The sequence below is a fragment of the Faecalimicrobium dakarense genome (genome assembly GCF_000499525.1).
GTDB classification, from domain to species: domain Bacteria; phylum Bacillota; class Clostridia; order Peptostreptococcales; family Peptostreptococcaceae; genus Faecalimicrobium; species Faecalimicrobium dakarense.
The window spans coordinates 1-20,143 of record NZ_HG529303.1; the positions used below are offsets into that span (position 1 = coordinate 1).

Genomic DNA, 20,143 nt, shown 5'->3' on the forward strand with positions numbered 1-20,143 from the left:
TGCTTTATTAAAATATGCCTTACTACCTTTAGTATCCATTTCAACTATTAATTTTGAAGGTATTCTTTCCTTTAGCTCACTAACATGAGAAATTACACCTATTATTCTACCATTATCCTGAAGTTCCATTAGTGTATCTATTGCATTATCTAATGATTCAGAATCAAGTGTCCCGAAACCTTCATCTATAAACATTGTATCTAACCTAATGCCTCCAGAGTTATGTTGAACAGTATCAGAAAGTCCAAGTGCTAGAGCTAATGATGCCTTAAAGCTTTCTCCTCCAGATAATGTATTAACTGGCCTTGACTTACAAGTATGACTGTCATATACATCAAGATCTAGTCCTTTTCTTCCTCCGCCTTTATTTTCTTCTCTTCTTAATAAGTAGTATCTCTTTGAAGTCATTGACTGCAATCTTTTATTAGCTTCTATTATTACATCTTCAAAGTAACTAGATAGCACAAAGGTCTCAAATGATACTTTATTTTGACTGCTTCCATTCGCAAGTTTAGATAAATCAGCAACTAACTTATATTGTTCTTCCTTTTCTTTAATTGAATTATAACCTTTTTTAATTTTAATTAATATCTTTTCATTATCTACTATATTTAAGTTTAATTCTTTAATTTTACTATCTAAAGCTTCTTTATTAGTTTCTAATACATTTAATTCGTCTTTTAAATTGTCTAAATTTACAATTGTTAAACCGACTAATTCCTTAGATAAGTTTTCTATTGCTCTTATAGATACAGTTACATCTTCATTATACTTATTTATCTCTTTATCTAAGTTATCAATTGTATTTTCATCTATTTTAGATAAATTATATTCTTCTAAGCTAGAGAAGTTTTCTTTAACTAAATTTTCAAATTTTGATTTAAGTAATTCTAACTTAGATAAGGCATTATTTAAATTATTTTTTAAATTTTCTAAACCACTCTGTATTGTTATTTTTTTCTTAGATATTTCATCATAGTTATTTCTTACTGATTTTATATACGATTCTATATCATTTAGCTCTTTGCTTAAAGTATTTATATCTAAATTTAAGGTTTCTAAACTATGATATTTTTGTGGAACTCTTTTTAATATTTCATTGTATGAATTTTGCTCACCTATTAAAGTATCACTTATTTTTTTTACTTCCAATTCTATTTTTACAAGTTCCTCTTTACGTGATTTTAATTTTTCTTTCTTATCATTTAGGTCTTTTATTTCTTTTTCTAATAATATAATTTTAATTTCTAAAGTTTTCAATTTAGAGCTTGTTTCATCCATTTTTAATTTTATTTCTTTTCCTTTTGGTAGCACTGTGTTTGTATAATCTAAAACTTTATCATCATTGGTAAATATTTTTTCATTTACAAGTTCTATAAACATTTCTTTTATATATGTTTTCAATCCATTTAATTTAGATTGTAAATCATTTTTATTTTTAGTTAAAATCTCTTTTTCTTTTTCTTTAAAATTTACAGAATTTTTAAATTCATCTAAGTCTTTTTTAGTGGGTATCTCCTCATTAGTAGTCCTTTTGTTAGGATGAGATGTTGATCCACATACAGGACATTCACATCCTTCTTTAAGATGCTTAGCTAGCCTTATAGCTTCCCCATTTATAAATAGATCTATCTTTACCTGTTCTTGCTCTTTTAGTTTATTTATTTCTTTTTCTAAATTTTCTTCTTTTATAGTTTCTTTATCAAGCTCAGAATAATAAGTATTATAATCCTTAGCATAGTTATATAAATTTAAAAGTTTATCTCTAAGGATAACATAGTTTCTATTAATATTCTCAAGTTCTATCTTTTCTTGCTTGTATTTAAAAAGCTCTTCTTGTTTATTTGTAAATGTATCAATTTCTTTTTCTAAGTTTTCACATTCAATTTTATAAGAATTTTGATTTTTATCTATTTCTTCTTTATTTTTAGTTAGCTTAGATATGTTATTCGCCATAGTGTCTATATTTCTAACATCTTTTATATAGTTCATTAAATTATTTAAATCTATATTAAGCCTTTCCTTTTGTCTCTCTTTCTCTTCTATTTTGTTATACATCTGAGTTATTTCATCTAATTCAGCTGAACACCTATTTAATTCATCTTGTGTTATTTTTATATTTTTTCAAGTTCTTTTCTTTCAACATCTTCTTTTAAATAATTTTCCTCATATACTAATACATCTAAAGCTTTTTTATATTTTTTGAGATTTTCACTTTTAATTTTAATTTCATTTTCTTTTTGTTTTAAATTATTCAATCTGATTTCTTCAGATTCTTTAGCCTTGAATTTATCATTTATTACTATTGATTTGTTTATTTTATCATTTTTATTTTTTATATCTAAGTTTAAATCTTCTATAATTTTTATATTTTCATTTCTTACTCGTTTTTCTTCTTCTATATATTCTGATAACTTATTTATTATTTTTGAATGAAGTTCATCATTTTTAATCATATTATAAAGTTCAGAATCTTGACTACACTTTACTACCTTTAGTATAGAATTTATATCATTTCTTATATGTTCAACATCTTTATTAAGAATAGTAGTTTCTTCAGACAGTCTTTCTTGAACTTTTTTATATATATCTGTTCCAAATATTTTTCTAAGTATCTCTTCTTTTACAGAAGTATTTGCATATAAAAATTCTCTAAAATCTCCTTGAGGTATCATTACTATTTTTCTAAACTGTTCTACATTTAATCCTATTACAGATAATACTTTTTCATTTACATCTTTATCTTTTGTAAGCGGTGCATCATCGCTATCTAATGTTTTAAATTCTACACTAGCACTATCTTCAACTTCTTTATTTCCTCTTTTACTTTTTCTTTTTTGCTTAGGGCTTCTTTTTATAAAGTAATCTTTATTTTTAACCGAGAAAGTAAATTCAACCTCTGTTTTATCTCCATCAATCCCTACAAAATCACTTCTAAGTTGTTCTCCATTTCTTTTATTTCCGCTAGTTTGTCCATAAAGTGCATAGCATATAGCATCGAATATAGTAGTTTTACCACTTCCAGTAGGACCCGTTATAACAAATATATTTTGATTTTTTAAATCTTCTCTAAAATTTAAAGTAGTAGTTTTTGCATATGGTCCAAAAGCTGTTATTTTTAAAGATACAGGTTTCATATTAAAACTCTTCCCCCTTTACTTCTTTTATAACTTTGTTTAATATCTTCATACCTTCTTCACTTAAATCATTTTTCATATGATATCTATAAAAATCACTAAATATCTCATCCATTGATTTTGATTGTCTTTCACTTGACGTAAGAGGTGATTGAGTCATATTACCTATTATTCTTTTTATCTCAAGTAACATAACATTTGGATATACCTGTCTAAGTTTTGACATCGGCTCTATAAGCTCTCCTTGATCTGTCAATATAACTCTTATGTAATCATTTTTTATACTTTCATCTATATTCTCTAATAAATCTTCTAAATTACCTTCTAATGTTTTCATATCTCTTATCGGCGTTAATGGTAATAATTCACACTTTATTTCTTTATTTTTATCTATATCTATCATAGTTATTGATTTGTTATAGTTCTCTTCAGAGAATGAGTATTTTAAAAGTGAACCTGAGTATCTTATTCTATTTCCGCCTATACCTTGACATCTATGTAAATGTCCTAAGGCTACATAATCAAAATTATCAAATAAACTTGACTCAACATATTCCTTTCCCCCTACAACCAACATTTTTTCTGAATCACTAGTTTCAGGATTTTCTCCACCTGTAACATAAGCATGTGTTACAAGAATATTTCTTTCATTAATATTTATTTCTTTATTTATCTCATGTATTATAGCCTTCATAGCATCATTTAAAGATTTAATTTCTTTGTTATCTAATTCATCACGTACTACAGCGTAGTCTGCAAAAGGAACTAAGTAAAAATTTACATGTCCGTACTCGTCTTTTAGCGATATTTTTTTTATATTTCTGCTAAAATTACCCTCTATATATAGACCTGTTTTTTCAAATATTTCTTTCCCAAATCCTATTAAATCTGCTCCATCATGATTACCTGCAATAGCAAGAATTGGAGTTTTTAACTCTAGTAACACATCACTTAAAAATTCATTAAATAAGGATATAGCCTTAGCTGGAGGAACGCTTCTATCATATATATCTCCAGCAAGTACTAAAGCATCCGGTTTATATTCTTTTATTTTATCTTTAACTTGTTTTAATACAAATTCTTGATCTTCTATCATAGAAAATCCATTTACTACTTTTCCTATATGTAAATCTCCTAAATGGAATAATTTCATTATTTCACCTCATTATATTTTTATAGTACATATTTTATCATATGCTATCTAAAAATTCACTTTTATCCTATATCTTGCACTACAAATATATCATATAATAAAAGATTAATCTGATAAATAATCAAATACTTCTTTATTTTATAGACATAATTAAAAATAGGATGGCTATTAGCCACCCTATTTTTACTATTTTATATCAACTGTTATTTTATCATCTTTTTCGTTGATAATAATTGTACAACCACTATGAATATCTCCTGCAATTATCCTTTTAGCAATCATTGTTTCTAAAGTATTTCCTATATATCTTTTAAGCGGTCTAGCACCATATACAGGGTCATAGCCTTCTCTAGCCATTATATCTTTTGCAGAATTAGTAACTTCTATATCTATATTTTTATCTTTCAATCTATTTTCTAGATCTTTCATAAATATATCTATTATACGTTTTATACCTTCTTTATCTAAAGGTTTGAACATTATAATATCATCTACTCTATTTAAGAACTCTGGTTTAAATTTATATCTCATTTCTCCCATTACAAGTTCTTTAGTTTCTTCTGTTATATTTTCTCCAGCTTCTAGTAAATAGTGACTGCCTATATTAGATGTCATTATTATAAGAGTATTTTTAAAATCTACTGTTTTACCTTTATTATCAGTAAGCCTTCCATCATCTAATATTTGTAAAAATAAATTAAACACATCTTCATGAGCTTTTTCTATTTCATCAAATAATATAACTGAGTATGGATTTCTTCTTACCGCTTCTGTAAGTTGGCCTCCTTCTTCATATCCAACATATCCTGGAGGAGGTCCTATAAGTCGAGATACTGCATGTTTTTCCATGTATTCAGACATATCTATTCTTATTATATTTTCTTCACTATCAAATAAATTACGAGCCAGAGTTTTTGCAAGTTCAGTTTTCCCAACTCCTGTTGGACCTAAGAATATAAATGAACCAATTGGTTTTTTCTCATCTTTAAGACCTGCACGAGCACGGATAACAGCATTTGAAACTGCTGTAACAGCTTCATCTTGACCTATAACCCTTTTATGAAGCTCATCCTCTAATTTAAGTAACTTTTCTCGTTCTCCTTCTACGAGTTTAGCAACTGGAATACCAGTCCATTTTGCAACTATTTGAGATATTTCATTTTCAGTTACTTCTTCTTTAAGTAAAGCATTATCATAGCTATTTTGCATCTTTTCTTCATGCTGTTTTATTTGTTCTTCTAATTTTGGTATAATTCCATACTTAACTTCAGCTGCTTTATTAAAGTCATATTCCCTTTCATATTTCTCAACATTTCCTTTTGCTTCATCAAGTTGCGATTTTAAATCCCTTATTTCTAATATTTGATTCTTTTCTTTTTCATATTTAGCAGTCATTTCGTCGTTTTTTGATTTAAGTTCTGCTATCTCTTTAGTTATTATATCAAGTCTTTGTTTACTTTTCTCATCATTTTCTTTAAGTAAAGCTTCTCTTTCAGTTTCAAGTGTAAATAGCTTTCTTCTAACTATATCAAGTTCAGTAGGTAAAGAATCTATTTCACTTCTTATCATAGCTCCAGCTTCATCTATTAAATCTATAGCCTTGTCAGGTAAAAATCTATCTTGAATATATCTATCAGAAAGTTTTGCAGCAGCAACTATAGCACTATCATGAATTCTTATTCCATGATGAATTTCGAATCTTTCCTTAAGTCCACGAAGTATAGATACTGTATCAGAAACGCTAGGCTCTTCTGCTATAACAGGTTGGAAACGTCTTTCTAATGCCTTATCTTTTTCTATATATTGTCTATACTCATCAAATGTAGTAGCACCAATACAGTTAAGTTCTCCACGCGCAAGCATAGGTTTTATTAAGTTCCCTGCATCCATAGCACCTTCAGTCTTTCCTGCACCTACTATAGTGTGTATTTCATCTATGAATAATATTATCTTCCCATCTGAACTTTGTACTTCTTTAAGTACAGCTTTTAATCTTTCTTCAAATTCTCCTCTATACTTTGCCCCGGCAATTAAAGAACCCATATCTAAAGAAAATATTATTTTATCCTTAAGACCTTCTGGAACATCTCCTCTTATTATTCTCTCAGCTAAACCTTCAACAATGGCTGTTTTCCCAACTCCTGGCTCACCTATTAAGACTGGATTATTTTTAGTTCTTCTTGATAAAATTCTTATTACTCTTCTTATTTCTTCATCTCTTCCTATTACAGGATCTAGTTTTATGTTTTTTAGCAAGCTCAACTAAGTTAGTACCATAACGTGCTAAAGCCTCATAAGTTCCTTCTGGATCTTGAGTTTCAACTCTTTGACTTCCACGAACTTGTGATAATACTTTCAAGAAGTCACTTTTATTTATATTATATTGTTTTAATATTTTACCGATAGATGTGCTTGTTTCCATATCTATAATTGCTAGCATAACATGTTCAACGCTTATATATGCATCTTTAAACTCTTTGGATATTTCATCGGCTTTTATTAAAACTTCATTTATTCTTCTTGTGGCCACAACACCTTGAGAACTTATACCTTCTCCATGTATTTGGGGAAGTTTTTTTAGTTCTAAGTCTATACTTGAATTTAATGATTCAACTGATATATTCATTTTTTCTAATATATTTGGTATAAGACCATCTTCTTGATTAACAAGAGCACTGAAAAGATGAATAACATCAACTTGTTGATTGTGATTTTTCACAGCAATGCTATAAGCATCATTTAAGCTTTTTTGAACTCTTACAGTCATTCTTTCTATATCCATAAAAATACCTCCCTTTAAATTATGTCCCAAGAAATAATTATTACATATATATAGTATATGAACTTTTCTTGAACCTTAATATTTTTAATGATGTTTTAAACTACAATTTTCACTATGAAAATATGAATTCATATAATATATTATATTTTTTAGTAGTTATTTTTATAATTTTGTTTTATTTTATAAAAAATTATATACCTTTAAATTATTTTGTCAATAGTAAATTTATTGTATAAATTTTGGTATCTTATCTTTAGGTATTTCACCTTCTATGGATAAATAATAATGCCTTATCGGATTTAAATTATCATCTAATTCATATATTAAAGGTGTCCCAGTTGGAATATTTAGATTTGCAATTCCATCACTACTCATATTATCTAAGTACTTAACTAAAGCTCTTAGAGTATTTCCGTGAGCTGATATTATAATTTTTTTATCATTTCTTAAGTTAGGGACTATTACATCATTCCATTCTTCAAGAACTCTTTTTTCTGTGTCTTCTAAGTTTTCAGTTAGAGGAATTTGTTCTGTACTAAGATTAGCATATTTAATTTCACTACCTGGATATCTTTCGTCCTCTTTTGTTATTGGAGGAGGAGCTATATTTACAGATCTTCTCCAATTATAGACTTGATTTTCACCATATATATTTGCTGTTTCTTCTTTATTTAATCCTTGTAGTGCTCCATAGTGTCTTTCATTAAGTTTCCAACACTTATGAACTGGTATCCACATAAGGTCCATTTCATGTAGTACTATCCACAAGGTTCTTATAGATCTTTTAAGAACTGATGTATAAGCTATGTCAAATGTAAAACCATGTTCTTTAAGAATTTTGCCAGCTTTTCTAGCTTCAACTAATCCATTTTCAGATAAATCTACATCACTCCATCCTGTAAACCTATTCTCTAAATTCCATAAACTTTGACCATGCCTTATTAACACAATTTTTTTCAATATAATATCTCCTTTCATAATAACCTTAATTATTTTATTATTATTTTTTATGTAATTTATATTCAAAAAGGATCTATACAATATAAATTGCATAAATCCTTTTTTATCATATCTCTTTGTAACAATCATTTAATAAATATAAAAACACCGCCCCTAGAACTAAGTTTACTTGATTAGATTTTCTATTTCCAGTTTTGCACCAATTAGCAAAATGTTCACAGTTATTTAAAATGATATTAAAATTTTGTAATCCTATTTCATTTTTAGCTCTTTTTACTATTTCATCAGGAGAATATCTTTCATTTTTAATGTTCTTTACCTTATAAGTTTTTTTACCATTTAAAAATCTTTCTATATCTGTAACTCTAACACACATTTTTCTTAAGAGTAAATCATCCTGTTTACCATCATAATGTATTATACAATCATCACTTAAATATATTCCAAAATGTTTATATAAGAGATGATTTACATATATGATATCTCCATAATTTGCTTTAGACATTCATTTTACCTCCTTGGCTAAAGAGTAAATGTAGTATATCTGATACATGTCATCCCATACATATATTAGGATAAACTAAAGATATTCCACATTGTATCTTTAGCCTTTCTATTGCATCAGTGTTATCACTAGTCCAGATTTGAGGTTAATATTATACTACATTTATATGTGTTTTATAAATTTTAAGTAACTAATTAAACTAATTTTAATAATATAATAATAGTTATGACAATATAGGGGGTGTCCGAATGTTAGAATCTTTACTTTTAGTATGTTCATTATGTATAGATACATTTGTAGCAAGTATCGCTTATGGCACAGACAAAATAAAGATACCTTTTTCTTCAGCTATGATAATAAATATTGTTTGCTCTTTATTTTTAGCTTTTTCTTTGTTTTTGGGGTCTATATTTAAAGATTTTTTAAATCCAAGTGTAGCTACTTCAGTAAGTTTTTGCCTTTTATTTTTGCTTGGTGTTTATAGATTATTTGAATCTTTTTTCAAAAAATATATCCAGAAATGCTCAAATATTGGTGTTCCATTAACTTTCAAAGTATTTGATTTTAAATTTGTACTTGAAATTTATGCTGATGAAATAAAAGCAGATTATGATAAATCTAAAGTTTTAACTTGGAAGGAAGCTTTTTACTTAGCTGTTGCCTTATCACTTGATAGTTTGGCAGTTGGTTTTGGTAGTAGCCTTGGAAGTGTTAATTATGTTGAGGTTGTAGTTTTATCTTTAGTTATAGGTTTATGTGCCTTATTACTTGGAAGTTATTTAGGTTCGAAATTTGCACAAAAAGCTAATATAAATTTATCTTGGTTATCAGGTGCTATACTTATATTATTAGCTATTATAAGAGCAGTGTAAATAAATTAAGTAATGCATATAATAGAGAAAGTCTAGGAAAATACCTAGACTTTTTATAATATATAGCTATACCTCATATCCAATCATTAAAAGTATATCCTCTAATTTTTCTAAATTTTCTTTATTACAACTTTCATTAAGATGTAAGCATTTTTTTAAACTACTCTGACCATTTAATAGTTTATTTGCAAAAGACATACATGTAGCTTCACCGCACTTTTTACAACTTAATTTCGGCAATAATTTGTATAATTCTATCGGGCTTGGAAGTTTATTCATTTCATATGATGGCTCTATATGATCTTTATCATTGTATATTTTATTAATTATATTTTTTATATAGTCCATCATCTCATAAGCATCTGTTTCATTTATTAACTTAGTTATTGTTAAGCTTTCTTTAAATATAGTTATTATTTTACCTTCATAAGTAAATGTTATATTTTGAGATTTATTATTATATAAACATGATTTAATATAGGAATTTATATATGGAAATAGTGCAGAAATATCCCTTGATAAATCTGCTTTTATCCTAATTCTTGACGTGTGTGTTGTACAAGGCTGTATAAATCTTAAATCTATTGATTCTAAGTACATATTGTTCCCCCTTAGTGTTAATCATTAGCAATCTCTCTTAATGCATCTATAAGTATATCTATTTCTTCTTTTTCATTAAAGTACCCGATTCCTATCCTAATAGTACCTATAGATTTTGTTCCTATTAGTTCATGAGCATTTGGTGAGCAGTGAAGCCCCGCTCTTACCATAATGTTATATTTAGCATCCAATTTATAAGCCACTTCTTCAGGAGTTTTATTCTTTATATTAAAAGATATTACACCTACTGTTTTTTCACTATCTTTAGGTCCATAAATTTCGATACAATCTATATCTTGAAGTTTTCTTAGTGTATGCTTTATAAGTTCTTTTTCTTTATTATGTATATTTTTAACTCCTTCTTTATTTATAAATTTTATAGCTTCTCCAAGACCAACTAATCCACTTACATTTAAAGTTCCAGTTTCTAACTTATTTGGGTAATAATCAGGTTGATATTCATAGGCTGAGTCTCCACCTGTTCCTCCTGACTTTAAAGGATTTATATTTCCGTCCCAGTTTATAACTAATCCACCCGTTCCCATTGGTCCAAGTAGACACTTATGTCCTGTAAACGCTAATAAATCTATATTATCATTTTGAATATCTATTGGATAAGTACCTGCTGTTTGAGCTGTATCTACTAAAAAAGGTATTTTATATTTTCTTGCTATTTTACCTATTTCCTTTATTGGCTGGATAGTTCCAAGTACATTCGATGCATGATTAAATATTATTAGTTTTGTATTTTCTTGTATCGCATTTTCTACATCTTTAGGATTAGAAAAGCCTTCTTTACTAGCTTTAATCTTGCTTATGTTTATATTTCTATCTCTTTCTAATGTCTTTAAACATCGCCATACTGCATTGTGTTCTAGTGAACTTGTTATAACATGATCACCTTCATTTAAAATACCATTTATTGCAAGATTTAGTGATTCTGTAATGTTAGACGTAAATATTATATTTTTAGGATTGTCAAAGTTAAATAAAGATGCAACTAATTTTCTAGTCTCGTAAATTAGTCTATCTGATTGAATTGCTCTCTTATAAGAACCTCTGCCTGAAGTAGTTCCATTATTTATCATAAATTCATACATTGATTTTGGAACAATCTCAGGTTTTATCATAGATGTAGCAGCGTTATCTAAATATATTTGCATAAAAGTTCCCCCTATACCCCTATAAAGCATATACTATAAATATTTAATTTAATTATAGCATATTAAAACTTATTGATGTATTTTGTAAAATAAAAATAATATATATTACAACTATACTTATTTTATTTTCTATGAATTTAAATTAACTATTTTTAAATTCATAGAAACATATTTAAAATTAATCTTTTACAATAGTTAACATATGGATATCTTTCATATTTTTTTATATATTAAATGAGTGTTTAAAGTAAATAATATATAAGGTTAAATATTTATATATTATTACAAATAGAAAGAAGGTTCTTTTATGTCTAATATAAATGGGGTCGTTAAATGGTATAATCCTCAAAAAGGTTATGGATTTATATGTGCAGATAATGGAGAAGATGTTTTTGTTCATTATTCTAATATAAGTGAAGATAATAATAAAAATTTAGATGAAGGCGAAGAAGTTAATTTTGAAATGGTGTCAGCAGCTAGAGGACTTTGTGCTTTTAATGTTAAGAGAGTTTAATAAAATAAAAGGTATTAAAATACCTTTTATTTTTATAGTAGTTATCTCTACTCGGAGTTTATAGAGTAATTATAATCCTTTAACTTTTAATCTATTTTAAACATGATATAATATATTAAAATAATTTATAAAAATTCTATGTAAAATTCAATTCCTTTATAGAAGCTACATTTTACAAATTTCAAATACTACTTTATAATTTGTAATATACATAAAATTATATAAATTAAGTTATATAGTAAGAAAGGATAATCATATGGATAAAAAAACAGCTATAATTACAGGTTCTTCTCGTGGAATAGGTCGAGCAATTGCAATCTTATTTGCAGAATCTGGGTATAATGTGGTAATAAATTATAGTAAGTCTGAAAACAAAGCTACAGAACTTTATACTTACTTAAAAAATAAAGGCTTATCTGTTAAATTATTTAAAGCGGATGTATCTAAAAAACATGAGGTAAACCTACTAGTAAACTATTGCATTGGTGAATTTGGCCGTATTGATGTTTTAGTTAATAATGCAGGAATAAGCCAGGACAAGTTATTTACGGATATAACTGATGAAGACTGGACAAATATGATGAATATTAACTTAAATGGAGTTTTTTACTGTACTCAAAAAGCTCTTCAATACATGATACCTGAAATGAGTGGTAAAATAATAAATATTTCTTCAATATGGGGAATGGTTGGTGGCTCTTATGAAGTTCATTATTCAACTTCAAAGGCTGCGATAATTGGTATGACAAAAGCTCTTGCTAAGGAACTTGGGCCTTCTAATATTCAAGTTAATTGCATAGCGCCAGGAGTTATACAGACTGACATGATAAATAATGTAAGCAATGAAATTTTAGATATTTTAAAAGATGAAACTCCTTTAATGAGACTTGGTACTCCAGAAGATATTGCAAATGTAGCACTTTTCTTAGCTGATGATAAATCTAACTTTATAACAGGACAGGTAATTAGTCCAAATGGTGGATTTGTTATTTAAAGTCAAAGGCCCTAATTATTACTAATTAGGAGCCTTTGAGTTTATTAATTATAAATATAATTTTTTATATGTTTTAAGAAAGTCATTTGCTAAGCTATCCACTTTACCATCCCAATTTTTTCCTTTACCTTCATCTGGACAATAATTTATTTGCACTGAATCTACTGACACACCATTATAATACATAGATCCTTTTGTTAGGTAATTCTTAGATAAATGCCTTGCAGTTTGGATTATAGACTCATATTGACTGTCAAACAACCGTCCTTCTGAATCATCACTATAAACCTCATATCCGGTTAAATTGTTATCTTCTATAGCTCTTCTTGATGTTGCAAATCCACTTTCTAAAGCTACTATAGCAGCCATCGCAAAAGCATTAACTCCATACTTATTTTCCGCATCCACCAATGCTTTTGATAAATGAGCCATAGTACTTGCACCATTGTAAGTTAACAAAACTGATTTTAATTCTTCTTCTGTTATACCACTAGTAACTGTAATATTTTCTCTTAGATATGTAATTTTTTCTTTTCTTAATTTCTCTAATTCTAAATTTCTTTGTTTTATTTTTCTTTCCTTATCTAATTTGCTTTGTTCTTTTAATTTTTCAGAATCTGAATTTTCATATTTAATTGATTTCACAACCGTATCTACTTTTTTATTAATAACGCTCATTGAGCTTAAATTAAAATTATCTTCTATGTTACTTACTGATGATGAATTAAAACTTAACATCATAGATGATAAACATATTAAGCTAACTACCCTTTTACTCAATCTCATGTTATTTATCCCCTTTTGAAAAAATATAAAGTATATTATATAATTCACTAAATTATTTCATATTCCCTTTATATAATTTATTGTTGGAATTTCAAAGAAAATTCTTATTCTATTAAAGTACTTATTATGACTTTTATTTTTTATCTTTTAAATTGTTCTTCTCTAAAACTAATTATATTTCTCTTTTATTCGATTTTTATATATGTCACATTTTGTTATATTCACTCGTACTCTTTTTAAGTAATCATTTAAAGAATTGTACAGTTTGGTTACTTGCATCTAATTTACATTTAACTCCAAATGGTATTGTTATCATAGGCATACAGTGACCAGATTTTAAATTATAGATACAAGGTTTATTATATTTTTCTACTCTATCCTTTAGTATTTCCTCTATTGTAAATTCATTTTCATCATCCTTTTTACAGTCACAAAAATCACCAAATATTATACCTTCACAATCATCAAACTTACCTGCAAGGCCTAACTGTGTCAACATTCTATCTATTTTATAAATTGATTCTCCTACTTCTTCTATAAAGATTATCTTTCCTCTCGTATTCACTTCATACTTACTTCCAATTGTTGATACTAATAAGGATAGATTTCCTCCAATTAATTTTCCTTCACAAATACCATTTGATATAGTAATTATTTTTTCATTTCTAGGATTTGATATTTCTAACTTATGATTCATATTTATACTGTCTAACAAAGATTTATATGTAAATGAATCCCACTCTAAAACACTTCCAGCCATTACACCATGTATAGTTGCTAAGTTAGCCTTTTGATTAAAGGCTACATGAAGTGCTGTTATATCTGAAAAACCTACGAAAAATTTTGGATTTGATCTTATAATATCATAATCTATCATATCTAATATTCTAGGAGTGCCGTATCCACCTCTTATGCAAATTATTCCTGACACTTCTTTATCTAAAAACATATCTTCTATATCTTTAGCTCTTATTTTATCTTCTCCTGACAAGTATCCTTTATATCTTCTTCTTAAACTTCTACCAAATTTAACCTTATATCCTAAATCTTTGAATCCTATTTCGATTTCTTCTAAATTATACTTACTAAATGGACTAGATGGCGCTATTATACCTATAGTGTCTCCTATTTTTAATCCCTTTGGAAATATCATACATTCCTCTCCCCTTACATAAACATAATATTAGTAACTACAACAGCTACTACTATTCCTACTGCATCTGCTATGAGTCCTGCTGGTAATGCGTGTCTAGTTTTCTTTATTCCTACTGCCCCAAAATAAACTGCTAATACATAAAAAGTTGTTTCTGTACATCCATTTATAACTGAAGCCACTCTACCTATAAGAGAATCTGGTCCATGAATTGTAAATAATTCATTCATAATACCTGATGCTCCTCCACCAGATAAAGGTCTCATCATTGCCATCGGTAATACTTCTGAAGGCATACCTATTTTATTTGTAATAGGTGCAAATAAATCAGTTATTAAATCCATTGCACCTGATGCTCTAAATACACCTATAGCTACTAACATTCCTACTAAAAATGGTATTATTGTTACTGCAGTCGTAAACCCATCCTTTGCACCTTCTGTAAATGCTTCATATACCTTGACTTTTTTTACAAGAGCATATATAGGAATGCTCACCATAAAAAATGGTATAGCATACAACGATATTCCATTTATAATATTTTCAAACATCTATACTCCCCCTAAAATAATTTACTTTTACATATTTTCTATTTTTTTAGATTTTTTATTTTTAGAAAACTTTTCAAATATTTTTACAACTATTACTGCCGATATCGCAGAAATTACTGTTGCAACTAATGTAGGCCCTATTATTTCAGAGGGGTTAGCTGAGCCTGCTGCAGCTCTATATGCTATAACACTTGAAGATACTAACGTTACAGATGCTGTATTTATAGCTAAAAACATACACATTGCATTTGTAGCAGTATCCTTCTCTTCATTTAATGTTTGTAATTCTTGCATCGCCTTTATTCCCAATGGAGTAGCTGCATTTCCAAGCCCCAATATATTTGCTGCAAAATTCATAACTATTGCGCCCATAGCTGGGTGATCTTGAGGTACATCAGGAAATAACTTTTTCATTATTGGTCTTAACCATTTTCCTATAAGCTGAACTAAGCCAGATTCTTCAGCTATTTTCATAAGCCCTAACCATAAAGCCATAACTCCTATTAGCCCTATGGATAACTCTACTGCGGTTTCCGCATTAGATATAGCAGCATCAGTAACTGCTTGTGTATTGCCTGTACAAACTCCTATTATCACACCTCCTACTAATAAAGCAAACCATACATAATTTAACACTAAAACTCCCCCTTCTAATATTTTAGATATTAGTTATTTTCTATGTAATCTACTATTTTATGAACTTTATTGTTTTTTAAGTAAACTCTTGGTACTCTTCTTGAAACTAAAGATAATATTTCATTTCTATTTGTTTGAGCAAACTTAGATACATCTAATAATTCAGGTCCACCATTTCCATAAAATATCACTTCATCATATTCCTTTGCACCTTTTATGTTGCTTAAATCAATCATACATTGATCCATACACATTTTTCCAATTATATTCGCTTTATAACCATTTACACTTACAAACCCTTGATTTGACAATAATCTAGGGATTCCATCACTATATCCACAAGGAATAGTTCCTATCTTCATATCTTTAGGTGCTATAAATGTATAATCATAACTTATGCCTTGTCCCCTTTTTATGCTTCTTATTTGAGTTATCTTACTTTTAAATGTCATTACTGGTTTTAGTTGCATATTAGTTTTTCTACTGTTATAACCGTAAAGGCTCGACCCTACTCTGACCATATCCATATTTAAATTTTTATATTCGACCATACCGATACTATCACATATATGTTTTATAGGTATATTTATATCTTTTATACTATCTAAACATTTTTTGAATATCTCATACTGAGCATAATCACTTTTTATATCCTTTAGGGCTAAATGAGAATATATGCCATCTATATATATATTTGGTAAATTAAAAATATCGTGTATTATATTAGATATATTATTATCTATATCAAATCCAAGTCTGTTAAAACCTGTATTTATTTTTATATGTATTTTAGCTAATTTATTTAAATCTTTTGCGACTTCTGATACTAACTTTGCATATGAATATGAAAATATAGTTATAATTATATCTTTTTTTATAGCTAAATTTATAAAATCACTTGGTATATCTCCCATTACTAATATCTTTGAATTTATATTTTCATTTCTAAGTTCTATAGCTTCATTTAGCCCCGCCACACATATATAATCTACATTCTCTTCTTCTAATAATTTAGCAACTTCTATAGCTCCATGGCCATATGCATTAGCTTTTAAAACAGCACCTATTTTTACATTTTTATCTAGACTTTCTTTTATTTGTGTATAATTATGCTTTATACAATCTAAATTAATTTCTACCCATGTAGGTCTTAATAGTCTCAATCTGATTCCTCCTTTGTTAAAACTAAATTATATTTATAATCTAGTTCTATATATGTTCCATATTTCTTATTATTAATATATAGTTAAAATTCTTATATATTCCATATTTTTGCTCATATTACCTATTTTTAGTTTTCTTTATGGTTTATATAGTTTACATTTAATATTAAAATTTATGGAGGAATTGGTATGAAAATTTATCTAAGCGCTGATATAGAAGGAACTTGTGGAATTGTAGACTGGAATGAAACTGAATTAGAGAGTAGTGTAGGAAAATATCATAAAGAGCAGATGACAAAAGAAGTTAATGCAGCTTGTCTAGGAGCTAATTTTGCTAATGCGACTAATATTTTAGTTAAAGATGCACATGATAGTGCTAGAAGTATAAATCCATTATCATTACCTGAAAACGTCAGCATACTAAGAGGCTGGACTAAAGATCCTCTTGTAATGATGGCGGGCCTTGATAAAAGTTTTGATGCTTGTGTTTTTGTTGGATATCATAGTGGATCTAGCCAAAATGGAAATCCTTTATCTCACACTATTCACTGCGACTATGACTATATAAAAATAAACGGCAATATAGTAAGTGAATTTACTATAAATTCATATACCGCTGCTTATTTTAAAATTCCTATAGCTTTTGTTAGTGGTGATGAAATGCTTTGTAATGAGGCAAAGAAAATTAATCCAAATATTATTGCTGTACCAGTATCAAAAGGTATTGGAAATGCATCTGTATCTATTCATCCTAATTTAGCATTAAGTAAAATAAAAGAAGGCGTTAAAAATTCATTAACAGGAGATTTATCTAGACATATGATAAAATTACCTGAGAAATTTGAGATAGAAATAAAGTTTAGGCAACATTATAAAGCCTATAAATCTTCTTTTTATCCTGGTGTAAAACAGATTAACTCTCAAACTATCCAATTTAAAACTGATGATTATTATGAATTTTTAAGAATGCTTTTCTTTTTATAAAAATAGACACTATACCACGTGGTATAGTGTCTATTTTTATAATTTATAATACATTCATAGTTACTATTGGCTTTCTTAATATATAATCTTTATCAAGCTTTATATCTAATTTCATTTTTACTATTTGCTTTGCACGAGGTGCAGATTCTATTGGTTCTCCATTTTCATCATACATTTCTTCAATAGTACTAAACATAGTTTCTTTGTAAGGTCCTATTATCTCTATTTTATCTCCAACATACATTTTATTTCTTTGTTCTACTATGTGAAGTCCACTCTCTTCATCATACTCTTTTACAATACCTATAAAATCGTAATTTCTTATATATGATGCAGATTTATAGTTATGAGCACTAGAGTCTGGTCTATCTAAATAGAATCCTGTGCTATAATCTCTATGACTTCCTTTTTTTAACTCTTCTAACCACATAGGATTGAATTTCCAATTTTCAGGGTCTGCATAATATGCATCTATTGCCATTCTATAAGCTCTAACTGTTGTAGCTACATAGTAAGAAGTTTTCATTCTACCTTCTATTTTAAGACTTGTTATACCACTTTCAAATATCTCTGGTATATACTCTATCATACATAGGTCTTTTGAGTTAAAGAAGAATTCTGGATCTATACCTTCAACTACCGGTTCATATTCTCTTGGTGCTTTTTCTTCTACTAATGTATACTTCCATCTACATGATTGTGCACATGAACCTCTATTTGCATCTCTTCCTGTCGTATAGTTACTTATCACACATTTACCAGAATATGACATACACATAGCTCCATGTACAAATGATTCTATATCCATATCTTTTGGACAATTATCACTTATTTCTTTTATTTCCTTAAATGATAACTCTCTTGCTGTAACAATTCTTTTGGCTCCTAAATTATACCAAAAGTTCGCTGCATCTGCATTTGTTGTACTAGCTTGAGTACTTATGTGTATCTCCATATTTGGAACTATTTTTTTTACCATTGTAAATACACCTGGATCACTTACTATAACTGCGTCAACGCCTATTTCTTGAAGGTCTAGTAAATATTCTTCAATTTGAAGGAACTCATCATTTCTTGGTATTATATTCATAGTAACAAAGACTTGCTTATTACGCTCATGAGCAAATCTTACACCTTCTGCCATTTCTTCTTTAGTGAAATTTTTAGCAGCAGACCTCATTCCAAATATTTCTCCACCTATATACACTGCATCAGCTCCATAAGTAAAAGCTATCTTTAATCTTTCTAAATCACCTGCTGGTGCTAATAATTCTACTTTTCGCATTTTGTCTCCTTGTTTATCTGTATTTTAATAGTCTTTAAGACTCAATAAATATATAAAATATTTTACCCAAATAGATTTTCATCAAACTTTTTATTACATATTGATATTTTATATTTGGGATGATTTTCACCTTGATAATTATATCATATATTTACAAATTTCTAATTGTATTTTTTATATTATTTCATAATATGCGTATTTCTTCTACTAATATTTCGCTCTTGTATATTTTTTATATACTCTAAAGTATTTAAAAAACTATCTGCTTGTTGATGATTTATATATAAAAGGCAAGAGACTGAGTGAGAATTTTCAATTATTCTTGTAGCTATTCTTATATGGTCTTCTAGTCTTTTTTTATCAAATTTATAGTTTAAATCTAAATGCTTTTCTTCTCCATTTATAGCTATATTCTCGCTATCTTTTATTATATTAACCTCTACATTAGTTTTAGTTTCACTTTCAACTACATTGTTATATTTACTATACGTAAATGAATGTCCATCAATTTCATATCTTCCATTTAATTTAACTTGTTCTAGTATGTATTCACCATCTTCTTTTTTATTTTTAAACTCTTCCTCTTCATAAAAATAGTATTTCGAAAAATAATCTAAATTAAAACAATTCTCATAATCTTGCTGGTCTATATATTTATTGATTATAGCTTCTAATTCAAAATTTATACTTTCTGATAAACTTAGCATATTATCAAACTTATCTTTTAAACATATAAAGTATTTATCTTCTTTTATATCAATTAATTTATTTCTAATATCCATTATTTCTTTTGATAAATCTTTTATCTCTTGTATATTCATATACTACCTCCTAAAGCACTAATATAACTTTAGTATTTCAATATATATGATTTTATAATACATAAATAATATAAAAAGCTAGAG

General features: G+C 27.5%; 19 protein-coding genes and 1 pseudogene. 4 read left to right on the forward strand and 16 right to left on the reverse strand.

Features of this window, described 5'->3' with window-relative positions; all coding sequences use genetic code 11:
* The 7 genes and pseudogenes from BN899_RS06860 to BN899_RS20800 all read right to left on the reverse strand — a co-directional run.
* Positions 1-2,058, reverse strand: a 2,058-nt coding sequence (locus tag BN899_RS06860) for an SbcC/MukB-like Walker B domain-containing protein (protein ID WP_278244968.1), incomplete at its 3' end; no start/stop codon positions are given.
* Between the two features lie 56 nt (positions 2,059-2,114).
* Entirely contained in the window at positions 2,115-3,137 is a 1,023-nt protein-coding gene (locus BN899_RS06865; protein ID WP_052356702.1) for an AAA family ATPase, read from the reverse strand.
* Position 3,138: 1 nt separating this feature from the next.
* Positions 3,139-4,290: an exonuclease SbcCD subunit D gene (locus BN899_RS06870; RefSeq protein WP_042274060.1), complete on the reverse strand. Its 1,152-nt coding sequence runs from the start codon at positions 4,288-4,290 to the stop codon at positions 3,139-3,141.
* A 186-nt stretch (positions 4,291-4,476) separates the two neighbouring features.
* A pseudogene (clpB, locus tag BN899_RS06875) lies at positions 4,477-7,072 on the reverse strand (ATP-dependent chaperone ClpB).
* Positions 7,073-7,297: 225 nt separating this feature from the next.
* The gene (gpmA, locus tag BN899_RS06880; RefSeq protein ID WP_042274081.1) at positions 7,298-8,032 is read right to left on the reverse strand and encodes a 2,3-diphosphoglycerate-dependent phosphoglycerate mutase; all 735 of its coding nucleotides are present in this window, start codon (positions 8,030-8,032) and stop codon (positions 7,298-7,300) included.
* A gap of 106 nt (positions 8,033-8,138) precedes the next feature.
* Positions 8,139-8,537 carry a lecithin retinol acyltransferase family protein gene (locus BN899_RS06885; RefSeq protein ID WP_052356704.1) on the reverse strand — a complete coding sequence of 133 codons (399 nt, stop codon included), beginning with the start codon at positions 8,535-8,537 and terminating at the stop codon, positions 8,139-8,141.
* A gap of 49 nt (positions 8,538-8,586) precedes the next feature.
* The gene (locus BN899_RS20800; protein WP_207636846.1) at positions 8,587-8,676 is read right to left on the reverse strand and encodes an alpha-galactosidase; all 90 of its coding nucleotides are present in this window, start codon (positions 8,674-8,676) and stop codon (positions 8,587-8,589) included.
* A 109-nt stretch (positions 8,677-8,785) separates the two neighbouring features.
* On the opposite strand from BN899_RS20800, the gene ytaF reads away from it, so the two are divergent.
* Positions 8,786-9,409, forward strand: a complete 624-nt coding sequence (gene ytaF, locus BN899_RS06890) for a sporulation membrane protein YtaF (protein WP_042274062.1) — start codon at positions 8,786-8,788, stop codon at positions 9,407-9,409.
* Positions 9,410-9,475: 66 nt separating this feature from the next.
* Here ytaF and BN899_RS06895 read toward each other — a convergent pair whose 3' ends face one another.
* Both BN899_RS06895 and BN899_RS06900 read right to left on the reverse strand, forming a co-directional pair.
* Complete coding sequence (locus tag BN899_RS06895; protein ID WP_042274063.1) at positions 9,476-10,009, reverse strand: (Fe-S)-binding protein; 534 nt, start codon at positions 10,007-10,009, stop codon at positions 9,476-9,478.
* A 17-nt stretch (positions 10,010-10,026) separates the two neighbouring features.
* Positions 10,027-11,172: an aminotransferase class V-fold PLP-dependent enzyme gene (locus BN899_RS06900; RefSeq protein WP_042274066.1), complete on the reverse strand. Its 1,146-nt coding sequence runs from the start codon at positions 11,170-11,172 to the stop codon at positions 10,027-10,029.
* Positions 11,173-11,479: 307 nt separating this feature from the next.
* Between BN899_RS06900 and BN899_RS06905 the strand changes: the two genes are divergently transcribed.
* Positions 11,480-11,686 carry a cold-shock protein gene (locus tag BN899_RS06905; protein WP_147568511.1) on the forward strand — a complete coding sequence of 69 codons (207 nt, stop codon included), beginning with the start codon at positions 11,480-11,482 and terminating at the stop codon, positions 11,684-11,686.
* Positions 11,687-11,942: 256 nt separating this feature from the next.
* Positions 11,943-12,680 (forward strand): elongation factor P 5-aminopentanone reductase, encoded by a 738-nt coding sequence (gene ymfI, locus BN899_RS06910; RefSeq protein WP_042274067.1) that lies wholly within the window; start codon positions 11,943-11,945, stop codon positions 12,678-12,680.
* 48 nt (positions 12,681-12,728) lie between these two features.
* On the opposite strand, the gene BN899_RS06915 is transcribed toward ymfI, so the two are convergent.
* The 5 genes from BN899_RS06915 to alr form a co-directional block, all read right to left on the reverse strand.
* Positions 12,729-13,466, reverse strand: a complete 738-nt coding sequence (locus BN899_RS06915; RefSeq protein ID WP_052356705.1) for a glucosaminidase domain-containing protein — start codon at positions 13,464-13,466, stop codon at positions 12,729-12,731.
* 244 nt (positions 13,467-13,710) lie between these two features.
* Positions 13,711-14,619 carry a S66 peptidase family protein gene (locus tag BN899_RS06920; protein ID WP_042274068.1) on the reverse strand — a complete coding sequence of 303 codons (909 nt, stop codon included), beginning with the start codon at positions 14,617-14,619 and terminating at the stop codon, positions 13,711-13,713.
* Between the two features lie 14 nt (positions 14,620-14,633).
* Complete coding sequence (locus BN899_RS06925) at positions 14,634-15,170, reverse strand: spore maturation protein (protein ID WP_042274071.1); 537 nt, start codon at positions 15,168-15,170, stop codon at positions 14,634-14,636.
* Between the two features lie 27 nt (positions 15,171-15,197).
* Positions 15,198-15,806 carry a nucleoside recognition domain-containing protein gene (locus BN899_RS06930; RefSeq protein WP_042274073.1) on the reverse strand — a complete coding sequence of 203 codons (609 nt, stop codon included), beginning with the start codon at positions 15,804-15,806 and terminating at the stop codon, positions 15,198-15,200.
* Between the two features lie 29 nt (positions 15,807-15,835).
* Positions 15,836-16,969 (reverse strand): alanine racemase, encoded by a 1,134-nt coding sequence (alr, locus tag BN899_RS06935; protein WP_042274074.1) that lies wholly within the window; start codon positions 16,967-16,969, stop codon positions 15,836-15,838.
* A gap of 189 nt (positions 16,970-17,158) precedes the next feature.
* Here alr and BN899_RS06940 point away from each other — a divergent pair, with 189 nt between their 5' ends.
* Positions 17,159-17,953: a M55 family metallopeptidase gene (locus BN899_RS06940; protein WP_042274076.1), complete on the forward strand. Its 795-nt coding sequence runs from the start codon at positions 17,159-17,161 to the stop codon at positions 17,951-17,953.
* Between the two features lie 43 nt (positions 17,954-17,996).
* Here the strand turns inward: BN899_RS06940 and BN899_RS06945 are convergent, their stop codons facing one another.
* Both BN899_RS06945 and BN899_RS06950 read right to left on the reverse strand, forming a co-directional pair.
* Complete coding sequence (locus tag BN899_RS06945; protein WP_042274079.1) at positions 17,997-19,238, reverse strand: peptidase U32 family protein; 1,242 nt, start codon at positions 19,236-19,238, stop codon at positions 17,997-17,999.
* A 179-nt stretch (positions 19,239-19,417) separates the two neighbouring features.
* Complete coding sequence (locus tag BN899_RS06950) at positions 19,418-20,059, reverse strand: hypothetical protein (RefSeq protein ID WP_242824110.1); 642 nt, start codon at positions 20,057-20,059, stop codon at positions 19,418-19,420.
* Positions 20,060-20,143: the final 84 nt, after the last annotated feature.

Coding starts and splice junctions, on each gene's coding strand:
- BN899_RS06950 (WP_242824110.1), bottom strand. CDS start 20,059: ATGAATATACAAGAGATAAAAGATTTATCAAAAGAAATAATGGATATT.
- BN899_RS06915 (WP_052356705.1), bottom strand. CDS start 13,466: ATGAGATTGAGTAAAAGGGTAGTTAGCTTAATATGTTTATCATCTATG.
- BN899_RS06900 (WP_042274066.1), bottom strand. CDS start 11,172: ATGCAAATATATTTAGATAACGCTGCTACATCTATGATAAAACCTGAG.
- ymfI (WP_042274067.1), top strand. CDS start 11,943: ATGGATAAAAAAACAGCTATAATTACAGGTTCTTCTCGTGGAATAGGT.
- ytaF (WP_042274062.1), top strand. CDS start 8,786: ATGTTAGAATCTTTACTTTTAGTATGTTCATTATGTATAGATACATTT.
- BN899_RS06865 (WP_052356702.1), bottom strand. CDS start 3,137: ATGAAACCTGTATCTTTAAAAATAACAGCTTTTGGACCATATGCAAAA.
- BN899_RS06920 (WP_042274068.1), bottom strand. CDS start 14,619: ATGATATTTCCAAAGGGATTAAAAATAGGAGACACTATAGGTATAATA.
- BN899_RS06945 (WP_042274079.1), bottom strand. CDS start 19,238: ATGCGAAAAGTAGAATTATTAGCACCAGCAGGTGATTTAGAAAGATTA.
- BN899_RS06940 (WP_042274076.1), top strand. CDS start 17,159: ATGAAAATTTATCTAAGCGCTGATATAGAAGGAACTTGTGGAATTGTA.
- BN899_RS06870 (WP_042274060.1), bottom strand. CDS start 4,290: ATGAAATTATTCCATTTAGGAGATTTACATATAGGAAAAGTAGTAAAT.
- BN899_RS06895 (WP_042274063.1), bottom strand. CDS start 10,009: ATGTACTTAGAATCAATAGATTTAAGATTTATACAGCCTTGTACAACA.
- BN899_RS06905 (WP_147568511.1), top strand. CDS start 11,480: ATGTCTAATATAAATGGGGTCGTTAAATGGTATAATCCTCAAAAAGGT.
- BN899_RS06925 (WP_042274071.1), bottom strand. CDS start 15,170: ATGTTTGAAAATATTATAAATGGAATATCGTTGTATGCTATACCATTT.
- BN899_RS06885 (WP_052356704.1), bottom strand. CDS start 8,537: ATGTCTAAAGCAAATTATGGAGATATCATATATGTAAATCATCTCTTA.